Here is a 15,673-nt window from a genome sequence, read left to right on the forward strand (position 1 = left end):
GAAGTCTTCGGTGGGAGCTGAGGTGCCCGGCCGGCAGCTTAAGCCCTGCGCGCGCCAATATCCCGTCCGGCCGCAGGCCGGCGCGCCGCTACTGCTGCCGCGACGAGGGCTTGGCCACGAGGAACTTCAGACGAAACTCGCCCGGCGTCAGGCCGTTCTCGCGGCCGAAGGTCGCGCAGAAGCTTGAGCTCGACGAAAAGCCCAGCCGCGCGGCGATGGCCGTCACGCTGTCGCCGTCGGCGAGCAGCCGCTTTGCGTGATCCATGTGCCGCTGCGTGACGAAGCTGCCGATCGTGAAGCCGCGGCTTTCCTTGAACGCCCGCGTCAGATGCCGCACCGAGATGTGGCACAGCGCGGCCAGCTCGGCAAGCGACGGCGCCGCGCCGAGTTCCTTCAGGCGCTCGTCGATCAGGCGCAGCTGCCAGGATGCGAGGCCGCCCTGCGTCTTCGGTGCGCCCAGCGCCGCGCCGACACGCAGCAGCTCGACGACCAGCTGAACGGCGAGTGCGCTGACGACGACGGTGCCGGCGATGCCCGGCTCGCGCGTCTCGTCGGCGATGCGCACCAGCAGCGCGCGGATGCGCGAGTTCTGCAGGTCGAGGCTGGCCGGCAGGTACAGATCGGAATCGCCCTGCTTGAACGGGTACCCGGAGTTGCTGCCGAGATACTCGGAATACATGTCGGCGAACAGCTCGCGATCGATGTGGCAGACCACCGCGTCGAGCGGCGCGCAGGCATCGGCGCGGATTCGCAGCTTCTGCCCGGGCGCGAGGATGTACATCTCGCCAATGCGCTGGAAGCGCGTCTCCGGCCAGTGCGCCGGGTAGCAGCCCTGCGTGCTGGGATGGCGCGCCGAGAGTGCGAGCTCCAGCCGGAACGACCCGTCGCTGACGAGCAGCGCATCGCAGTGGCCGCTGCCGCGATACTGCACGAGCTTGACGCGCACGCCCGGCGCATCGAGTGCGGCCTCGCAGTGCATCCAGTCGGTCAGCGCCGTGCTCATGATCCCTTCGTCAGTTTCCCTTCCGCCGGCATCTCGTTACGGTACAGGCGTTTCACCAGCTGCCAGGCGAACTGCCGCGATTGCTGTGTCTGGCGCAACTGGCGACCGCGCGACGCCGCCGGATGGCGACTTGCCCGCTGCTCCGTCATCACTCCGCCACCCGCACGAGCAGCTTGCCGACATTGCGATTGCCGCGAAAGATGCCGGCGAATGCAGCGGGCGCTGACTCCAGGCCTTCGACGACGGTCTCTGGATGCCGCAGCTGGCCGGCCTTCAGCCACGCCGCCATCTGCTCCAGCGCCGCGCTGCCGCCGACCATCGCCCCGCCGAAGCCGCGCAGCTCGAGCCCCTTCGACATCACCGTGCGCATGAAGCCCGGCAGACGGTCCGGCCCCGGCCCTTCGAGGCCGACGCCGTAGTACGCGATGAAGCCGCAGACCGGCATGCGCGCGCGGTACTTGAGCAGCGGCAGCACCGCCGCAGTCACCGCGCCGCCGACGTTCTCGACGTAGACATCGATGCCGCCGCTGCAGGCCGCGGCCAGGCGCACCGGATAGTCGGCCGCCTTGTAGTCGACGCAGGCGTCGAAGCCGAGCGCTTCCACTGCGGCGCATTTGTCGGCACCGCCGGCGATGCCGACGACGCGCGCACCGAGAATCTTGCCGATCTGCCCCGCCAGCGAACCGACCGCGCCGGCCGCCGCCGAGATGACGACCGTCTCGCCCGCCGCGACGCGGCCGATGCCGACCATGCAGGCATGCGCGGTCTGCCCCGGCATGCCGAGCACGCCAAGCGCGGTCGACAACGGCGCAAGGCTGGCGTCGACCTTGCGCAGCGGCACGAGCTTGGGATCGATCGCCGCATACTCGCGCCAGCCGCTGCGGCCTTCGACGTAGTCGCCCTGCGCGTAGCCGGGATGGTTCGACGCAACGACTTCCGACACCGTGCCGCCGTAGAGCGGATCACCGATGCGCACGCGCGTCGGCCCGGTCAGCGGCTTTTCATCGAGCGCGAAACGGATCATCGGATCGAGCGACAGCCACAGCGTCCTCAGCAGCACCTGGCCTTCTGCAGGCACCGGCACGTCGACGGTCTCGATCGCGAAATCCTCGGCGCGCGGTTCGCCTTGCGGGTGCGCTTGCAGAATCACCTGCCGCATCTTCATCGGCACGCTCCTCAGCGGTCCGCGCCAAAGTTGTACTTCAGGCGACCGCCGAACATGCGCGGCGCACCGACCTGACGCGATTCGAAACCGAGCTCGTTGTAAGTCCCGGTGTGATACGTGTCGTATTCCTCATCGAGCAGATTGGTCGCGAACAGCGCCAGATCAAGCGAAGAGCCCCAGATGCTGCGCCAGTTGGCGTTGAGATTCAGGACCCGGATCGGATCGAGTTCGTCGTACGGCGAGACGCTGCTCGCGGTCGTCCGCTGCTTTCCGGTGTAGACATGGGTCACGCCGAGATCGATCGTGCCGTAATCCTCGGCAAGCGGCAGCGCATAGTTCAGGCTGGTGACCAGCGTGTCATCGGGGGCGAACGGCAGCGTGTCGCCCTGGTCGGCCGCTGGCGCTGCAACAAGTCCGCCGAGCAAACCTCCCGCCCGGATCAGTTCGAGGGTGTGGTCCTCTGCCTCCAGCAGCTTGGTGTCCAGGTGCGAGTAGGAGAGGCTCAGCCTCAGTACCTCGAAGAACGTGAACGTGGCCTCCGCTTCCACGCCGGCGATCCGCGCCCTGCCCGCGTTGAAGATCGTCGTCGTCGAACCGAAATCGCGCGACAGATAGCCGGTCTCCAGCTGCATGTCGGTAAAGTCGTTGTAGAAGGCGGCAACGCTGAAGCGCCCCGGCACTGCGCCATCCCATGACGACTTCGCACCGATCTCGTACATGTCGACCTTCTCCGGCGTGAACGTGTCGACGCCCGGATCTGCAGCGGTGTTGACGCTGCCCTGCCGATAGCCGCGGACGTACTTCGCGTAGGTCATCAGATCCTCGACCGGCCGGTAGCTGAACTCGATCTGGCCGGTGGGCGCCTTGCTGCTCACTTCCGGGCTCGTCGTCCCGCGCCGCACGGGTAGCGGCACCGTGCCGACAAACGAGGAGCGATCGATCACACCATAGGCCTCGGTGTTGTCCCAGGTGTAGCGCAGACCTGCGGTCACGCTGAACTGCTCCGACAACCTGTACTTGGCCTGCGCATAGGCAGCGCGGTTGAGGTACTCGGTCTTGACCTGGAAGGTTCTGACATTGCCAACCGCACCGGCTAGCGGATCGAAGCAATTGAAGTTGGAAGGATCACCTTCGAGGCTGGCCATCTCGCAGGAGATCAGCGCCATCGAGCGATAGCCGGAGAATCCATCCGGCCGGCTGTTCTCGAAGTACAGACCGGTCTGCCAGTCCAGGCGCTGATCGAAGGCGAGCCCCTGCAGCCGGAACTCCTCGACGAAAGTCTGCTGACTCGTCGTCGGCAGGCCGGGAGCCAGCAGGGTCAGGCCGATCTTCAGTTCGCGACGCGGATCGACGTCGAACGGCGCATGGAATTGCGTGCCGAAGATGTCCGATGCGTTCAACGCCGAAAGGTGTGCATAGCCGATGATGTTCTTGACGCTGAAATTGTCCGACAGAGTCCAGGTCGTCGTGTTGATCAGACGCTTCTCGACGAGCTTGGTGATGGGCGTCGCAATCGTGCTGACCACATCGTAGTAGCCGTTGCGCCCCGCCGCTTCCTGCGCGCGCAGCTGTGCCTGGCAGGCCACGCCGGTAATCGCGAACAGCAGATTGTTGTTCGGCAGCGGGCTCGGATTGCAGTCGAACATCCGCGCGGTGTTGCCGTAGGTCTCCGAGTTCACGTAGCTGAGAATCGTGTAGTTCTCCAGAGCGTCGGTGATATCCCAGACCGCGCTGGCCCGCGCGGCGGTGTAGTCGACATTGCCGAACTCATCGGACCCGATGCCGGTGAAATTGCGGAAATAGCCGTCGCGCTGGTTTCTATCGACGCCGAAGCGCAGCCTGAGTTCGTCGCTGACCGGCAGGTTGGCGACGGCCTGGATACGGCGTGCCTCGAAATCGCCGCCGGACAGTTCGACATAGCCTTCGTACGCGTCGGTCGGCCGCTGCGGCACCAGCAGGATCGCGCCGCCGGTGGTGTTGCGGCCGAACAGCGTGCCCTGCGGTCCTTTGAGCACCTGGACGTTCTGCAGGTCGAACAGCGAGCCCGGCCCCGCACCGTCGCCGGAGGTCTGCAGGCTCTGCCCACGCGGGGCGACCACCTCGGCCATGTACGTCGCGACCGATGCGGTCGTGCGCATGTTCTGCGTGAAGCCGCGGATCGAGAACGAGGCGTTCTCGCTGCCGAAACGGCTGTTGGTCGACAGCGACGGCGTGTACAGCGAAATGTCGCCGGCGTTCGTGATGTTGGCGTTGGCGAGCTGTTCCTGGTTGAACACCGTGATCGAGATCGGCACTTCCTGCAGGCTCTCTTCCTTGCGCTGCGCCGTCACGACGATCTCCTCGACCATCCGCTGGCGATGCACCGGTGCGGCGCGCGTCTCGTCGCCGGGGGTCGGCCGCGGCAGCGGAATCACCTCCAGCGGCGCATCATTCGACGCAGCCGGTGCCGGCGTCGCGCTCGGTGCGGGCGTTGCTTCAACGCCTGCGAGCGTCGCATCGAGAAAATCGAGATCCAGTGCCTCGACTGCGGCCGGCGTCGCGCTCGGTGGCGCAGCTTGCGCCGATGCGGTCGCGCTGCCGGCGATGCCGGCAAGCCCCATCATCGTCGCGGCGATTATCTGCTTCTTCATTCCGTCCCCCGAAATGCAGCAATACATCCCGCTCAATCCGTCCAATCGCTACTGCGCAACGCCCCGCTCACGCAGCGACGCAATGTCCTGCACCGAATAGCCCAGCTCAGTCAGCAACGCCGTGCTGTGTTCGCCCAGCGCTGGCGACGGCACCGCGCGCGACGGTGCGGCGTCGCCGTCGAACGCGACGGGCCCGGCGACGACGCGGATGCGCTCGTCGCCGACCTGCATCGGGAACACCATGCGGTTGGCCAGCACCTGCGGATCGTCAGAGACATCGTCGATCGTACGGATCAGTTCCCACGGCGCGTCCCAGCGCTCGAACAGTGGCTGCCATTCGGCCCAGGTCTTCGACGCGATGCAGCGCTGCAGGATTTCGATCAGCGCGTCGGCGTTCTGCATGCGCGCCTCGTTGTCGATGAAGCGCGGATCATCGATCAGCTCGGCGAGTCCGAGCAGGCGGCACAGCGGCGCCCAGTGCGGGCGCGGATCGAGCAGCATCAGCTGGATCAAGCGCTCGTCGCGCGTGCTGTACGCGTACTTGAGCGGCGCGCGCGTCGCCTGCATGCCATGCACGCGATAGCCGGGCGACTGCGAATAGGTCACGTCGGCGGACAGCATCCACACCGCGGTCGCGAGCAGCGAGCTTTCGACGACCGACGGCTCGCCGGTCGTCGCGCGCTTGAACAGCGCACCGGCGATGCCGTACGCCAGCGCGGTCGAGCCGGCGTGGTCGCCAAGCGCCGGCCGCGGCGGCGTTGGCTGCTGGCCTGGCCGCGTCAGCGCCCAGCACATGCCACCGCGCGCCCAGAAGGCCGAGGCGTCATAGCCGGGCTTGTCGGCCTCGGCGCCGCGGAAGCCCAGGCCGTTGCCGCGCACGTAGATGAGTTTCGGGTTGCGCGCACGCAGGTCGTCGACGTCGAGACGCAGCGCGCGAATTGCCTTCGGCCGCAGGCTGGTCAGGAAGACATCCGCGGTTTCGATCAGCCTGAGCAGCGCCTCGCGGCCCTCGGCGGATTTCAGGTCGAGCGCGAGGCTCTTCTTGGAGCGGTTATTCTGCTCCATCGCCAGATTGACGGTGCTGGTCTCGCGGCCGTCGCCGATGCGCAGCGACCGATACGGGTCACCGCTGCCCGGCGGCTCGATCTTGATGACTTCCGCGCCCTGGTCGGCCAGCAGCACGCTGGCGCCGGGTACGAACACATACTGGGCAAGCTCCACGATCCGCACGCCGGCAAACACGTCCGCCACTTCGATCTCCCCCTGTCGCAAGTCCAGCGGCCAGCGGCCGCTGCTGGTTTTTCTACGGCACGCTGTAGAGGCGCCGTGCACGCTCGCAGACAATCTCGCGCACGTCGGCGTCGGGGATACCGGCGAAGTCGCGCGCAATCACTTCATGCGAACGGGGGAAACTCGTTTCCGAGTGCGGATAATCGGACGACCACATGATGTTGCGGCCGCCGGCTTCGTTGCGCATCAGGATGCCCATGCGGTCGTTGATGAACGAGCCATAGACGTTGCGATCCATGTAGAAGCTCGGCTTCTCGGTCAGCGGGCTTTCGGTCCAATAGCGCTGTTTCTCCCAGGTGCGGTCCATGTACTCGGCCATGAACGAGAACCAGCCGACGCCGCTCTCGACGCTGACGAAGCGAAGTTTCGGAAAGCGCTGAAAGATGCCGTTGAAGATCATGATCGCGATCGGCTCGGCCATCGCGAACTTGCTCATGACCATGTCCGGCAGGAAGTGCTGCTTCTCGCCGAAGCGCGGGATGCGCCCGCCGAGATGGATCGTCACGGTCAGATCGAGTTCGCAGATCTCCGCCCACAGGCGGTCGAACTCGGGATGCGCGTAGGAACGCGCGCCGGTCGGATCGCCGGTCAGCGCGGCACCCTGGCCTGAGCGGATCGCCTTGACGCGCGCCGAGGTGCTGATGCCGTCGGCGGCCTGTGGAAACGCCGGAATGTTGACCGTGCGATGGCCGAGCTTCGCAGCCTGACGGACGAGGCGCAGCGTCTCGTCGACGTCGCGCATCGGCAGATAGGCGACACCGACCAGACGCTTGCGATCGGCACCGGAGAAATCCCACAGCCAGCGGTTGTAGGCCTCGAAGCTGGCGATGTACAGCTCGCTGTTCGCGGTGCCCAGCGGGCCGCCGCCGAACAGCACGGCGGCGTCGATGCCGTCGGTATCCATGTCCTCGAGGCGCAGCTTCGGCAACCACGCGGCGCGCATCTCGGAGCGCTTGCCGGACATCTTGAAGTCCTTGCCCTGGCGGCCGGCCTGGTTGTTGATCATCTTCAGCGGGCGGCGCTCGCCTTCGAAGACGATCCAGTCGTGCTCCTCGCCTTCCTCGATGACCGGCGCCAGCGCGCGCAGCGATTGCGGCAGATAGTCGGCCCACATCTCATGCGGCGGATCGAGATGCGCGTCGGCATCGACCACCCGCAGCCGTTCCCTGTTTGCCGGTCCGCCTGCCTGTTGCGCCTGCGATCCGGCGCCAACCACCTCGTCCAAAGGCATGTCCCGCTCTCCTCTTTATGTGCTGGCCGTCGGTCGCGCCCGATGGCGCGCTGCGACCTTGGAGGCACAATAGGTGAAATTCTTAATACCGTCTAGAAATTCATTATTTAGAACTTTGTAGGATTTCAGCCGGTACCATCGCGACCCTGCTGCTCGCGCAGGCCGTTCTTCAGCACGACGGCCATCAGCTCCTGCAGTTGCTGGTGGTGGTTGATTTCGAGGTGATGGGTCGCCTCTTCGTAGATCAGGACATGACCCTTCGGAATGAAGTAGACCTCGCCGGGGCCGATCACCTCCTCGCTGCCGTCGGCATAGCGCGCACGGATGCGACCGGAGAACACATAGCCGTAGTGATCGCAGGGGCAGACGCCGCCCGGCAGCCCGGCGTACAGCGCGCTGTAGTCGCGCGGGCCGGTCGTCCAGGTGAAGCCGATCTCCATGTCGCCGGCCTTGATCGAGCGCATGCAGCCGCCGCCCGGGGTCTCGGGGCTGATGCGGGGAATCTCCTCGGGCTTGAAATGCATCGCGGCTCTCCTCAGGCAGATTACTGGTGTTATTCCAAATACCGACACAGATGTCGACATTTAGTCATTCGTTTGATAGTTTGCGTCGCGACCCGGCAGCGCCGGTCCCAGCCGCCCGCTGCAGAATGGCGGCCGGGCCGCTGCGCTCACCCCACCGACCGATCACCTCATGACCGCGAACACGAGCTTGCAGGAGATGACCCGCCAGGCCCTGGCCCGCGATGCCGCGTTGCCGGCTCTGGAATTCCGCGAGCGCTGGGTCCGCCTCGGCGAACTGCGCGAACTGGCCGGACGTATCGCGCAGCTGATCGCCGACAGTGGCGCCGGCGACGACGCCGCGGTGACCTTCGTGCCGCGCAACTGTCCGGAAGCGGTCGCCGCGCTGCTGTCGCTGCTCGCCGCGGGCCGCACGATCCGCATGTCGTATGCCTTCCAGTCGGCGGCCGGCATCGCCCGCGATGTCGCCCATCTGCGCTCCGCCGTCGTCATCGTCGGCGCGACGGAACTGTCCGACGAGGTGCGCGCCGCCGCGCAGGCCCAGCAGGCCGCCGTCATCGTCGTGCAGGACATGAGCGCCGCCTTCGCGCCCGGCCTCGAACGCTGCGATCCCGCGCGCGCGCTGGCCGGCGGCAGTGCGCCCGAGATCCAGATCCTCACCAGCGGCACGACCGGCGCGCCCAAGCAGTTCCCGATCAGCTACGAGATGGTCGCGCGCCATCACGTCGCGCCGAAGCTGACGGCAGCGATCGAGGATGTCCTCCGCGAAGCGCCGTCGCTGCTGTTCTTCCCGATCGGCAACATCTCCGGCATCTATTCCAGCGTGCCGACGCTGCTGCGCGGACAGCGCGCGGTGCTGCTCGAGCGCTTCACGCTCGACGGCTGGCGCGCCTACATCCGCACGCACAGGCCGGCTGCCGCCGGCGGCCCGCCGGTCGCCGTGCAGATGATTCTCGACGCCGATCTGCCGGCCGAGGAGCTGTCGTCGCTGAAGTGCTTCGCGACCGGCGCGGCGCCGCTCGACCCGACCGTGCAGAAGGCTTTCGAGGACCGCTACGGCATTCCCATCCTGCTGTCCTACGGCGCCACCGAGTTCGGCGGGCCGGTCTGCGCAATGACGCCGGCGCTGCATGCGCAATGGAGCGCGCGCAAGATCGGCACCGTCGGCCGCGCGATGCCGGGCGCGAGCCTGCGCGTCGTCGATGCCGACAGCGGCAGGGAATTGCCCGCCGGTCATGAAGGACTGCTCGAAGTGATCTCGCCGCGCCTCGAACCGCGCTGGATCCGCACCTCGGATGTCGGCGTCATCGACGAGGACGGCTTCCTGTTCCTGCGCGGCCGCGCCGACGGCGCGATCATGCGCGGCGGCTTCAAGCTGCTGCCGGAAACCATCGAGCGCGCGCTGCTCAAGCATCCGGCGATCGCCGAAGCCGCGGTGGTCGGCCTGCCCGATCGTCGCCTCGGCCAGATTCCCGCCGCGGCGATCCGCCTCAAGCCCGGCGCCGCGGCACCGGGCTTCAACGAACTCGAAGCGCATCTGCGCGAGCAGGTGCTGTCGACGCACATCCCCGCGCAGTGGAAGCTGGTCGGCGAGCTGCCGAAGAATGCGTCGATGAAGATCGACCGGCGCGCTGTGGTGCGGCTGTTCGACGGCGGCTGAGTCGCACAGGCCGGCGCGACCGGCGAGCGGCCCCTCACCCCGGCCCTCTCCCCGCAAGCGGGGCGAGGGAGTGTTCCTTTTGAATCCGCGCGAAGCCGGAGCACCCCACCGTGCCTTCTCCCTCTCCCCGCCTGCGGGGAGAGGGTTGGGGTGAGGGGCGTTTTTCGCGAGCACCGTTCAGCCGCTACGCCTTCAACCGCACCGGCACCGCCGACATGCCGCGCTGCTCCAACCCACCGAGCAGCGTCGGCGGCGGTGCATCGGCATCCGGCTGCAGCTGCGGGAATCGATCCAGCAGCGCATTGATCGCCGAAATCATTTCCTGTTTCGCGACGTTCATGCCGAGGCACTGGTGCGGCCCGCGGCCGAAACCGAGGTGCGATTTGTACTGGCGCGACGGATCGTAGGCGTCGGGATTTTCCCATTGCGCCGGATCGCGGTTCGCCGCGCCCAGGCACAGGTCGACACGCGCACCCTTCGGCAGCTTCACGCCGCCGACCTCGACGTCTTCCATCAGCAGGCGCGGGAACACCGGATCGGTCGGCAGCCAGCGTGCGCTTTCGTCGATCGCCTTGGGCACCAGCGTGCGATCGGCGCGGCAGGCTTCCCACAGGCGGTAGTCCTTCAGCAACGCATGCAGCGTGATGCCGAGCTGGCGCCAGGTCGTGCCGCCGCCGGCGAGCATGATCAACCGGCAATAGCCGAACACTTCCTCGTCGGTCAGCTTGCGTGAACCGCCTTCGGCCAGCTTCAGCTCGTTGTGCGCTAGCGCGCTGATGACGTCCTCGCGCGGCTCGCGGCGGCGTTCGGTGATCAGCGCCTTGAGCATGCGCGACACTTCCATCGCCGCGGCGCGCACTTCGTCCGGCGGCAGCGTACGCGCGCCGATCGTGCTGCGTGTCAGATGTTCGCGGAACACCAGCGCGTCCTCGCCGCTCATGCCGATGCCGCGCGTGACGACGTAGACCGGCAGGCGCGCACACAGCTCCATGTTGAGATCGACCCTGTCCCAGTCCTGGAAGCGGTCGAGCAAGGCGGTGACCGCCGAGTCGATCCAGCTGCCCTGCCACAGCGCGACGACCTTCGGCCGCAGGAACATCGGCTGCACGACACCGCGATAGCGCCGGTGTTCTTCGCCGGTCATCTCGAGGATCGAACGCCCGAGCTGCTGCACGCCGGGGCTTTCCTTGTAGACCTCGGACGAATAGACCATGTTCTCGACGAACGCACGCTCGCAAGCGGCATAGGAGAACAGCGTGTAATGCTCGCGCGGCTTGTCGAACTGGCGATGCACCTCGGGCAACTGCAGCAGCTCGCGCAGCGAGCCCTTGTGCACCGGGCCACGCTCGCGCAGCGCGCTCATCGCCGGCGTCAGGTCGCCTTCGACGCGGCCGACCAGTTGCATCGTCTCCGCCGCGATGTCGAACAGCCGCTGATAGCGCGGATCGTCTGCAGTGAGGGTCTCGGCCATGGCTACTCCTGGGTCATTGATCGATCACGGCGCCGCGGCCTGCGGCTCCGTGAGTGCAACAAGCTTGCGCAGCAGCGACTTCAGGACGAGGAGGTCCCGGCTGCCGAAATGTTCGGTGACGCGTTCCTCGTGCGCCTTGGCGGCGGCGATGATCTGCAACGCGCAATCGCGGCCGGCCGGCGCCAGCCGGTAGTCCGGCGGACCGCCGTCGATGTAGCCGCGCGCCTGCAGGCTGCGGATCGCCCCCGCGAGATCCGCGGTGACGATGTGGCCGAGTGAGCGGTCGAGTTCGGCGGCCGACATGCCGGCGCGCACGGTCAGCGCGGCGAGCACCAGATGTTCGTCGTCGCTGATGCCGGCGGCGCGGATGTGTTCCTTGAAGCGCTTGTAGACCTGGAAGTGGCCGCGGCCGAGCAGGTAGCCGAGGTAGTCCTCGCTGAAGATGCCGGTCAGCGCCGGCGCCTGCTGCAGGTCCTGTGTCGCCTTCTCCAGCGCCAGCGCGTAGCGGCCGCCCTGGAACAGCAGCGGCGCGACATCGCGGCGGTCGAAGCCGAGCACCGAGCCGACGAAGATGACGTGATCGCCGCCGTCGTACTGGAATGCGGTGCGACACTGGAAACGCGCCGCGCAGTCGCGCAGCAGCGGCACATTGCCGATACCGGCCTCGACATCGATGCCGGCAAACTTGTCGGCGCCGCGGGTCGCAAAGCGATTCGACAGCGCTTCCTGTTCGCTCGCTAGCACATGCACTGCCCAGTGTTCGGTCTGGCTGAACGCCGGCAGGCAATGGGAACTGCGCGCCAGGCTCCACAGCACCAGCGGCGGCTGCAGCGACACCGAGCTGAAACTGTTCGCCGTCAGGCCGACCGGCTCGCCGCTCGCGGCGCGCGCGGTGACCACGGTGACGCCGGTGGCGAACGTGCCGAGCGCGCTGCGGAACTCGCGCGCATCGAAGGCCATCGGGGCTTCGCCGGTCACGCCGATGTCACTTGCGCATCGGCACGCCGGCCGACAGTCCGGCATCGACCGGCAGATTGACGCCGGTGATCGTCGCGGCGAGATCGGAGGCGAGGAACAATGCGGCGTTCGCGCAGTCGCGTGCGCCGACCGCCTGGCCGAGCGGACTCATCGACGCCATGCCGGCGCGGATGCGCTCCGCGTTCGGACCGTCGGGATCGAGCCCGGCGAAGTGCGTCAGCATGCCCGACGGGCACACCGAGTTGACGCGGATACCCTTGGCCGCGACTTCGAGCGCGAGCGTGCGCGTCAGGCTGACGACGGCGCCCTTCGACGCGCCGTAGGCGACGCCGCCGAAGCCGATGACGCCGGCGATCGACGCAGTGTTGACGATGACGCCGCCGCCGCCCTGCGCATCGAACTGGCGGATCGCCGCCTGGCAGCCGTGCACGACGCCACCGAAGTTGATGCCCTGCATGAAGTTGAGGTCGTCGTCCGAGGTCTCGATCAGAGTCTTGAGGCCCTTGCCCGGTTGCGTCGACGCCGTCACACCGGCGTTGTTGTACATGATGTCGAGACGGCCGTAGCTCGCCACCGCGGTCTGTACCATGCGCGTCACCGCGTCGGCGTCGGTGACGTTGCAGACGACCGCGCTCGCGGTGCCGCCCTGTGCCTTCGCCAGCGCGACGGTCTCCTCGACACGCGCGGCGTCGATGTCGGCCGCCAGCACCTTCGCCCCATGCCGCGTGAACAGCAGCACCGCCTCGCGGCCGACGCCGGACCCTGCGCCGGTGATGACGGCCACCTTCCCCTCGATCAATCCCTGCACGCGCTAACTCCCGATGTTCAAGCAGCTGAGCTGCTGGTAAAGCCGCAGACCTTCGATGCCGCGCTCGCGGCCGACACCGCTCATGCGCTGGCCGCCCGACGAGTTGTAGGCGCTCGCGAGTCCGCCGTTGACGTTGACCGAGCCACTGCGGATGCGCAGCGCGACGTCGAGCGCCGCCTTGCGGTCCTGGCCATGCACGTAGCCGGACAGGCCGAAGCGCGAGTCGTTGGCCATCTGCACCGCATGGTCGAGATCGCGATAGCCGATGACGGCGACGATCGGTCCGAAGATTTCGTCCTGCGCGGCCGGGTTGCCGTTGTCCGGCACGTCGAGCAGCGTCGGTTCGAAGAAATGTCCGTGCTCGAGCTGCGCCGGCCGCTTGCCGCCGGCCACCACCGTCGCGCCGTTCTCCACGGCGACCTTCACGTAGTGCTCGCAGCGCGCGACCTGCGCGGCGCTGACGACCGGCCCCATCTGCGTATCAGCCTGGTCGGCCGGGCCGATGCGGATGCGCGCGAGCGCTGCAGTCATTGCCTTCAACGCTTCTTCCTTGCGCTCCTGCGGCACGAAGATGCGCGTCCCCAGCGCGCAGCCCTGCCCGGCATGCGACAGGCAGACGATCGCCGCCTGCATCGCCGCGCGGTCGACCGCGTCGGGCAGGAAGATCTGCGCCGACTTGCCGCCGAGTTCGAGCTGCAGGCGCTTCATCGTCGGTGCGGCCTGTGCCATGACTTGCACGCCGACATGACTGGAACCGGTGAACGCGACCATATCGACCGCCGGTGCGGTCGTCATCAATTGCGCGCCTTCGATGCCGGCTTCGCTGACGATGTTCAGCACGCCGGCCGGCAGGCCGGCTTCCTGCGCGGCTTCGGCCATCAGCAGCGCGGACAGCGGCGTCAGCGGGCTCGGCCGCAGCACGACCGTGTTGCCGGCGAGCAGCGCGGGAATGACTTTCCACAGCGCCGTGTAGAACGGGAAGTTGTAGGCGGCGATCGCCGCGACGACGCCGATCGGCGTGTAGCGGCGCAGGCTCTGCACGGTCTGGCCCTGCGCGTTGACGCGTTCCGCGACCGGCAGCGGGTTCTCCTCGACCTCGGACAGCGTCGCGAACAGCTCGATGATCTCGTTGGCCTGTTTCAGCGGGCCGCGCACCTGCGCCTGCATCACCGACGTCGCGCGCGGGCAACCGGCCTCGCGGACGATCAGCTCGGTCAGGCGATCCGCCCGCACGGCCAGCGCGGCGACGAAGCGCTTCAGCACGACACGGCGTTCGGCCGCCGGCAGCGCTGGCCAGCCCCCGGCATCGAAAGCCTCGCGCGCGGCGCGGATCGCGCTGTCGACCTGGGCCAGCGACAGCCCCGCAAACGCGGCGACGCGCTCGCCGTACGACGGATCCTCGACGACGAGCTCAGCCCCCTCGCCCTTCAGGAACACGCCGCCGACATAGCCGGCGTATGAGGATTCTCCATCCATAGTTCTAAATATCGAATAATTGTTCCGATATTTATATACGCCCGCAAGACCGGGCGTCAATCCGGCGGCGGCCGGCGACGGGTTTGCGGGTCGGCGGGGAACGACGCCCGGCGGGTCTTAGGCGCGGGCGTCCTTGGGGTGCGCCATGAACGAGGTGATGCGCGAGCAGGCCTCGCGGATCCGCGTGGCGATGCGCTCGATGTCGGCGCTCTTGTAGATCTGGTTGAAGCCCTGCACCGCGAGCACGAACGCGACCTTCTGGCGGGCGTCGTAGACCGGCACCGACAGGAACTTCAGGTTGTAAGTCTCGCTGGTGTCGAGTTCATGCTTGGCGACGATCGGCGTGTCGAAGTAGCGCCGCTCGGTCAGCCACTGCATCGATTCGCGTTCCAGGTCGACGCCCTGGCGCACGACGCTAAAGGCATAACCATGCTCGCGGACGAACTCGACGCCCTTGAACAGCGCGTCGATCTGCGCCTGCGAGCACGGCGGATTGAAGCCGTCGACCCAGGCCTTGATGTCGGCCGGCGACGCTGCGGCGAAGAACGGCGCGGCGAACTGCGGCAGCAGCGGCAGCCGCGTGCCGCGCGGCGACGAATAGCCGAGGTGCGAAACCGCCGTCGCGCGCTCGCGCACGGCGACTTCGTGGCCCTCGCGGAACGCCGCGACGCAGACCGCGTCGAACTCGTCGGCCAATTTGCGCATCTCCGGCTGCGCGACCTGCAGCGGCGAGAAGTTGGCGCGCGCGACTTCGCTGACATGCAGCAGCGCCGGTCCGATCACATAGCTCTTGTCGGAGGTGCGGTACAGATAACCCGTCTCGACCAGGCCGGTCAGCACGCCGTGGCAGGTCGCGCGGCTCAGCTTCAGCGAGCGCACGAGGTCCGTCAGCGTGAAGGACTGGCCGGGATGGTCGGCGAAGAAATCGATGACGGCGACCACGCGCAGGACGGTGGGTGACGATCGGGACATGGGCGCTTTTTCACTATTTGGAACGGCATATAGTAGGCCCATCCATTCGGGCGTCAATGGACAATTGTTCCATTTGTGGAATACTTGTTCTCAAAATGATGCGTTCACGAGTTGCCGGGGACGCCGCCTTCGAGGAGCACCACGTGGCCCGATACCTGTTGCTGGCCCTGAACGGCCCGACTGCCGACGAGGGCGCCGAAGCCGCGCTCGAGCGCTGGTACGCGGACGAGCACCTGCCCGGCTTCAAGTCGGTGCCGGGCATCCGCACCGCGCGGCGCTACAAGGTGCTGCGCGGCAAGATTCCCGGCCAGGAGCTGTGGCCCAACGTCGCGGCCTATGAGATCGAGACCGACGATCTGGCCGCGGTCTCCGCGCAGCTCGCCGAACGCCTCAGCAATTTCCATCCGGCACTCGATCGCACGAAATCGGCGCACCTGATGGCGATCCAGATCGCCGGCGACGAATGAG

Annotated in this window: 13 protein-coding genes; 2 read left to right on the forward strand and 11 right to left on the reverse strand. The window is 67.3% G+C overall.

Annotated features, from left to right (window positions below; translation table 11 throughout):
• Window positions 1-88 precede the first annotated feature (88 nt).
• The 6 genes from AC3WUF_RS11220 to AC3WUF_RS11245 all read right to left on the reverse strand — a co-directional run bounded on the left by AC3WUF_RS11220 (window position 89) and on the right by AC3WUF_RS11245 (window position 7,843).
• The gene (locus AC3WUF_RS11220) at window positions 89-1,003 is read right to left on the reverse strand and encodes a helix-turn-helix transcriptional regulator (RefSeq protein ID WP_492425475.1); all 915 of its coding nucleotides are present in this window, start codon (window positions 1,001-1,003) and stop codon (window positions 89-91) included.
• A 148-nt stretch (window positions 1,004-1,151) separates the two neighbouring features.
• The gene (locus tag AC3WUF_RS11225) at window positions 1,152-2,174 is read right to left on the reverse strand and encodes an NADP-dependent oxidoreductase (RefSeq protein ID WP_492425477.1); all 1,023 of its coding nucleotides are present in this window, start codon (window positions 2,172-2,174) and stop codon (window positions 1,152-1,154) included.
• Window positions 2,175-2,179: 5 nt separating this feature from the next.
• Complete coding sequence (locus AC3WUF_RS11230; RefSeq protein ID WP_492425479.1) at window positions 2,180-4,798, reverse strand: TonB-dependent receptor; 2,619 nt, start codon at window positions 4,796-4,798, stop codon at window positions 2,180-2,182.
• 48 nt (window positions 4,799-4,846) lie between these two features.
• Complete coding sequence (locus AC3WUF_RS11235; RefSeq protein WP_492425481.1) at window positions 4,847-6,049, reverse strand: CaiB/BaiF CoA transferase family protein; 1,203 nt, start codon at window positions 6,047-6,049, stop codon at window positions 4,847-4,849.
• A gap of 52 nt (window positions 6,050-6,101) precedes the next feature.
• Entirely contained in the window at window positions 6,102-7,319 is a 1,218-nt protein-coding gene (locus AC3WUF_RS11240; protein ID WP_492425483.1) for an amidohydrolase family protein, read from the reverse strand.
• A gap of 125 nt (window positions 7,320-7,444) precedes the next feature.
• Complete coding sequence (locus AC3WUF_RS11245) at window positions 7,445-7,843, reverse strand: cupin domain-containing protein (protein WP_492425485.1); 399 nt, start codon at window positions 7,841-7,843, stop codon at window positions 7,445-7,447.
• Between the two features lie 169 nt (window positions 7,844-8,012).
• Between AC3WUF_RS11245 and AC3WUF_RS11250 the strand changes: the two genes are divergently transcribed.
• Window positions 8,013-9,500 (forward strand): class I adenylate-forming enzyme family protein, encoded by a 1,488-nt coding sequence (locus AC3WUF_RS11250; RefSeq protein WP_492425487.1) that lies wholly within the window; start codon window positions 8,013-8,015, stop codon window positions 9,498-9,500.
• 184 nt (window positions 9,501-9,684) lie between these two features.
• Here the strand turns inward: AC3WUF_RS11250 and AC3WUF_RS11255 are convergent, their stop codons facing one another.
• From AC3WUF_RS11255 to AC3WUF_RS11275, 5 genes are all read right to left on the reverse strand, one after another.
• Window positions 9,685-10,971: a cytochrome P450 gene (locus tag AC3WUF_RS11255; protein WP_492425489.1), complete on the reverse strand. Its 1,287-nt coding sequence runs from the start codon at window positions 10,969-10,971 to the stop codon at window positions 9,685-9,687.
• 24 nt (window positions 10,972-10,995) lie between these two features.
• Window positions 10,996-11,949, reverse strand: a complete 954-nt coding sequence (locus tag AC3WUF_RS11260) for a flavin reductase (RefSeq protein ID WP_492425491.1) — start codon at window positions 11,947-11,949, stop codon at window positions 10,996-10,998.
• Window positions 11,950-11,956: 7 nt separating this feature from the next.
• The gene (locus AC3WUF_RS11265) at window positions 11,957-12,757 is read right to left on the reverse strand and encodes an SDR family NAD(P)-dependent oxidoreductase (protein ID WP_492425493.1); all 801 of its coding nucleotides are present in this window, start codon (window positions 12,755-12,757) and stop codon (window positions 11,957-11,959) included.
• Window positions 12,758-12,760: 3 nt separating this feature from the next.
• The gene (locus AC3WUF_RS11270) at window positions 12,761-14,233 is read right to left on the reverse strand and encodes an aldehyde dehydrogenase family protein (RefSeq protein ID WP_492425495.1); all 1,473 of its coding nucleotides are present in this window, start codon (window positions 14,231-14,233) and stop codon (window positions 12,761-12,763) included.
• Between the two features lie 117 nt (window positions 14,234-14,350).
• Window positions 14,351-15,205 (reverse strand): IclR family transcriptional regulator, encoded by an 855-nt coding sequence (locus tag AC3WUF_RS11275; RefSeq protein WP_492425497.1) that lies wholly within the window; start codon window positions 15,203-15,205, stop codon window positions 14,351-14,353.
• A gap of 143 nt (window positions 15,206-15,348) precedes the next feature.
• Here AC3WUF_RS11275 and AC3WUF_RS11280 point away from each other — a divergent pair, with 143 nt between their 5' ends.
• Window positions 15,349-15,672: a hypothetical protein gene (locus AC3WUF_RS11280; RefSeq protein WP_492425499.1), complete on the forward strand. Its 324-nt coding sequence runs from the start codon at window positions 15,349-15,351 to the stop codon at window positions 15,670-15,672.
• The last annotated feature ends 1 nt before the right edge of the window (window position 15,673 follow it).

It is taken from the genome of Fontimonas sp. FW305-C-3 (genome assembly GCF_058783185.1).

What these genes read in the sequence shown, in the direction of transcription:
- AC3WUF_RS11220 (WP_492425475.1), bottom strand. Translation starts at nt 1,003, where the DNA reads ATGAGCACGGCGCTGACCGACTGGATGCACTGCGAGGCCGCACTCGAT.
- AC3WUF_RS11230 (WP_492425479.1), bottom strand. Translation starts at nt 4,798, where the DNA reads ATGAAGAAGCAGATAATCGCCGCGACGATGATGGGGCTTGCCGGCATC.
- AC3WUF_RS11240 (WP_492425483.1), bottom strand. Translation starts at nt 7,319, where the DNA reads ATGCCTTTGGACGAGGTGGTTGGCGCCGGATCGCAGGCGCAACAGGCA.
- AC3WUF_RS11245 (WP_492425485.1), bottom strand. Translation starts at nt 7,843, where the DNA reads ATGCATTTCAAGCCCGAGGAGATTCCCCGCATCAGCCCCGAGACCCCG.
- AC3WUF_RS11250 (WP_492425487.1), top strand. Translation starts at nt 8,013, where the DNA reads ATGACCGCGAACACGAGCTTGCAGGAGATGACCCGCCAGGCCCTGGCC.
- AC3WUF_RS11255 (WP_492425489.1), bottom strand. Translation starts at nt 10,971, where the DNA reads ATGGCCGAGACCCTCACTGCAGACGATCCGCGCTATCAGCGGCTGTTC.
- AC3WUF_RS11270 (WP_492425495.1), bottom strand. Translation starts at nt 14,233, where the DNA reads ATGGATGGAGAATCCTCATACGCCGGCTATGTCGGCGGCGTGTTCCTG.
- AC3WUF_RS11275 (WP_492425497.1), bottom strand. Translation starts at nt 15,205, where the DNA reads ATGTCCCGATCGTCACCCACCGTCCTGCGCGTGGTCGCCGTCATCGAT.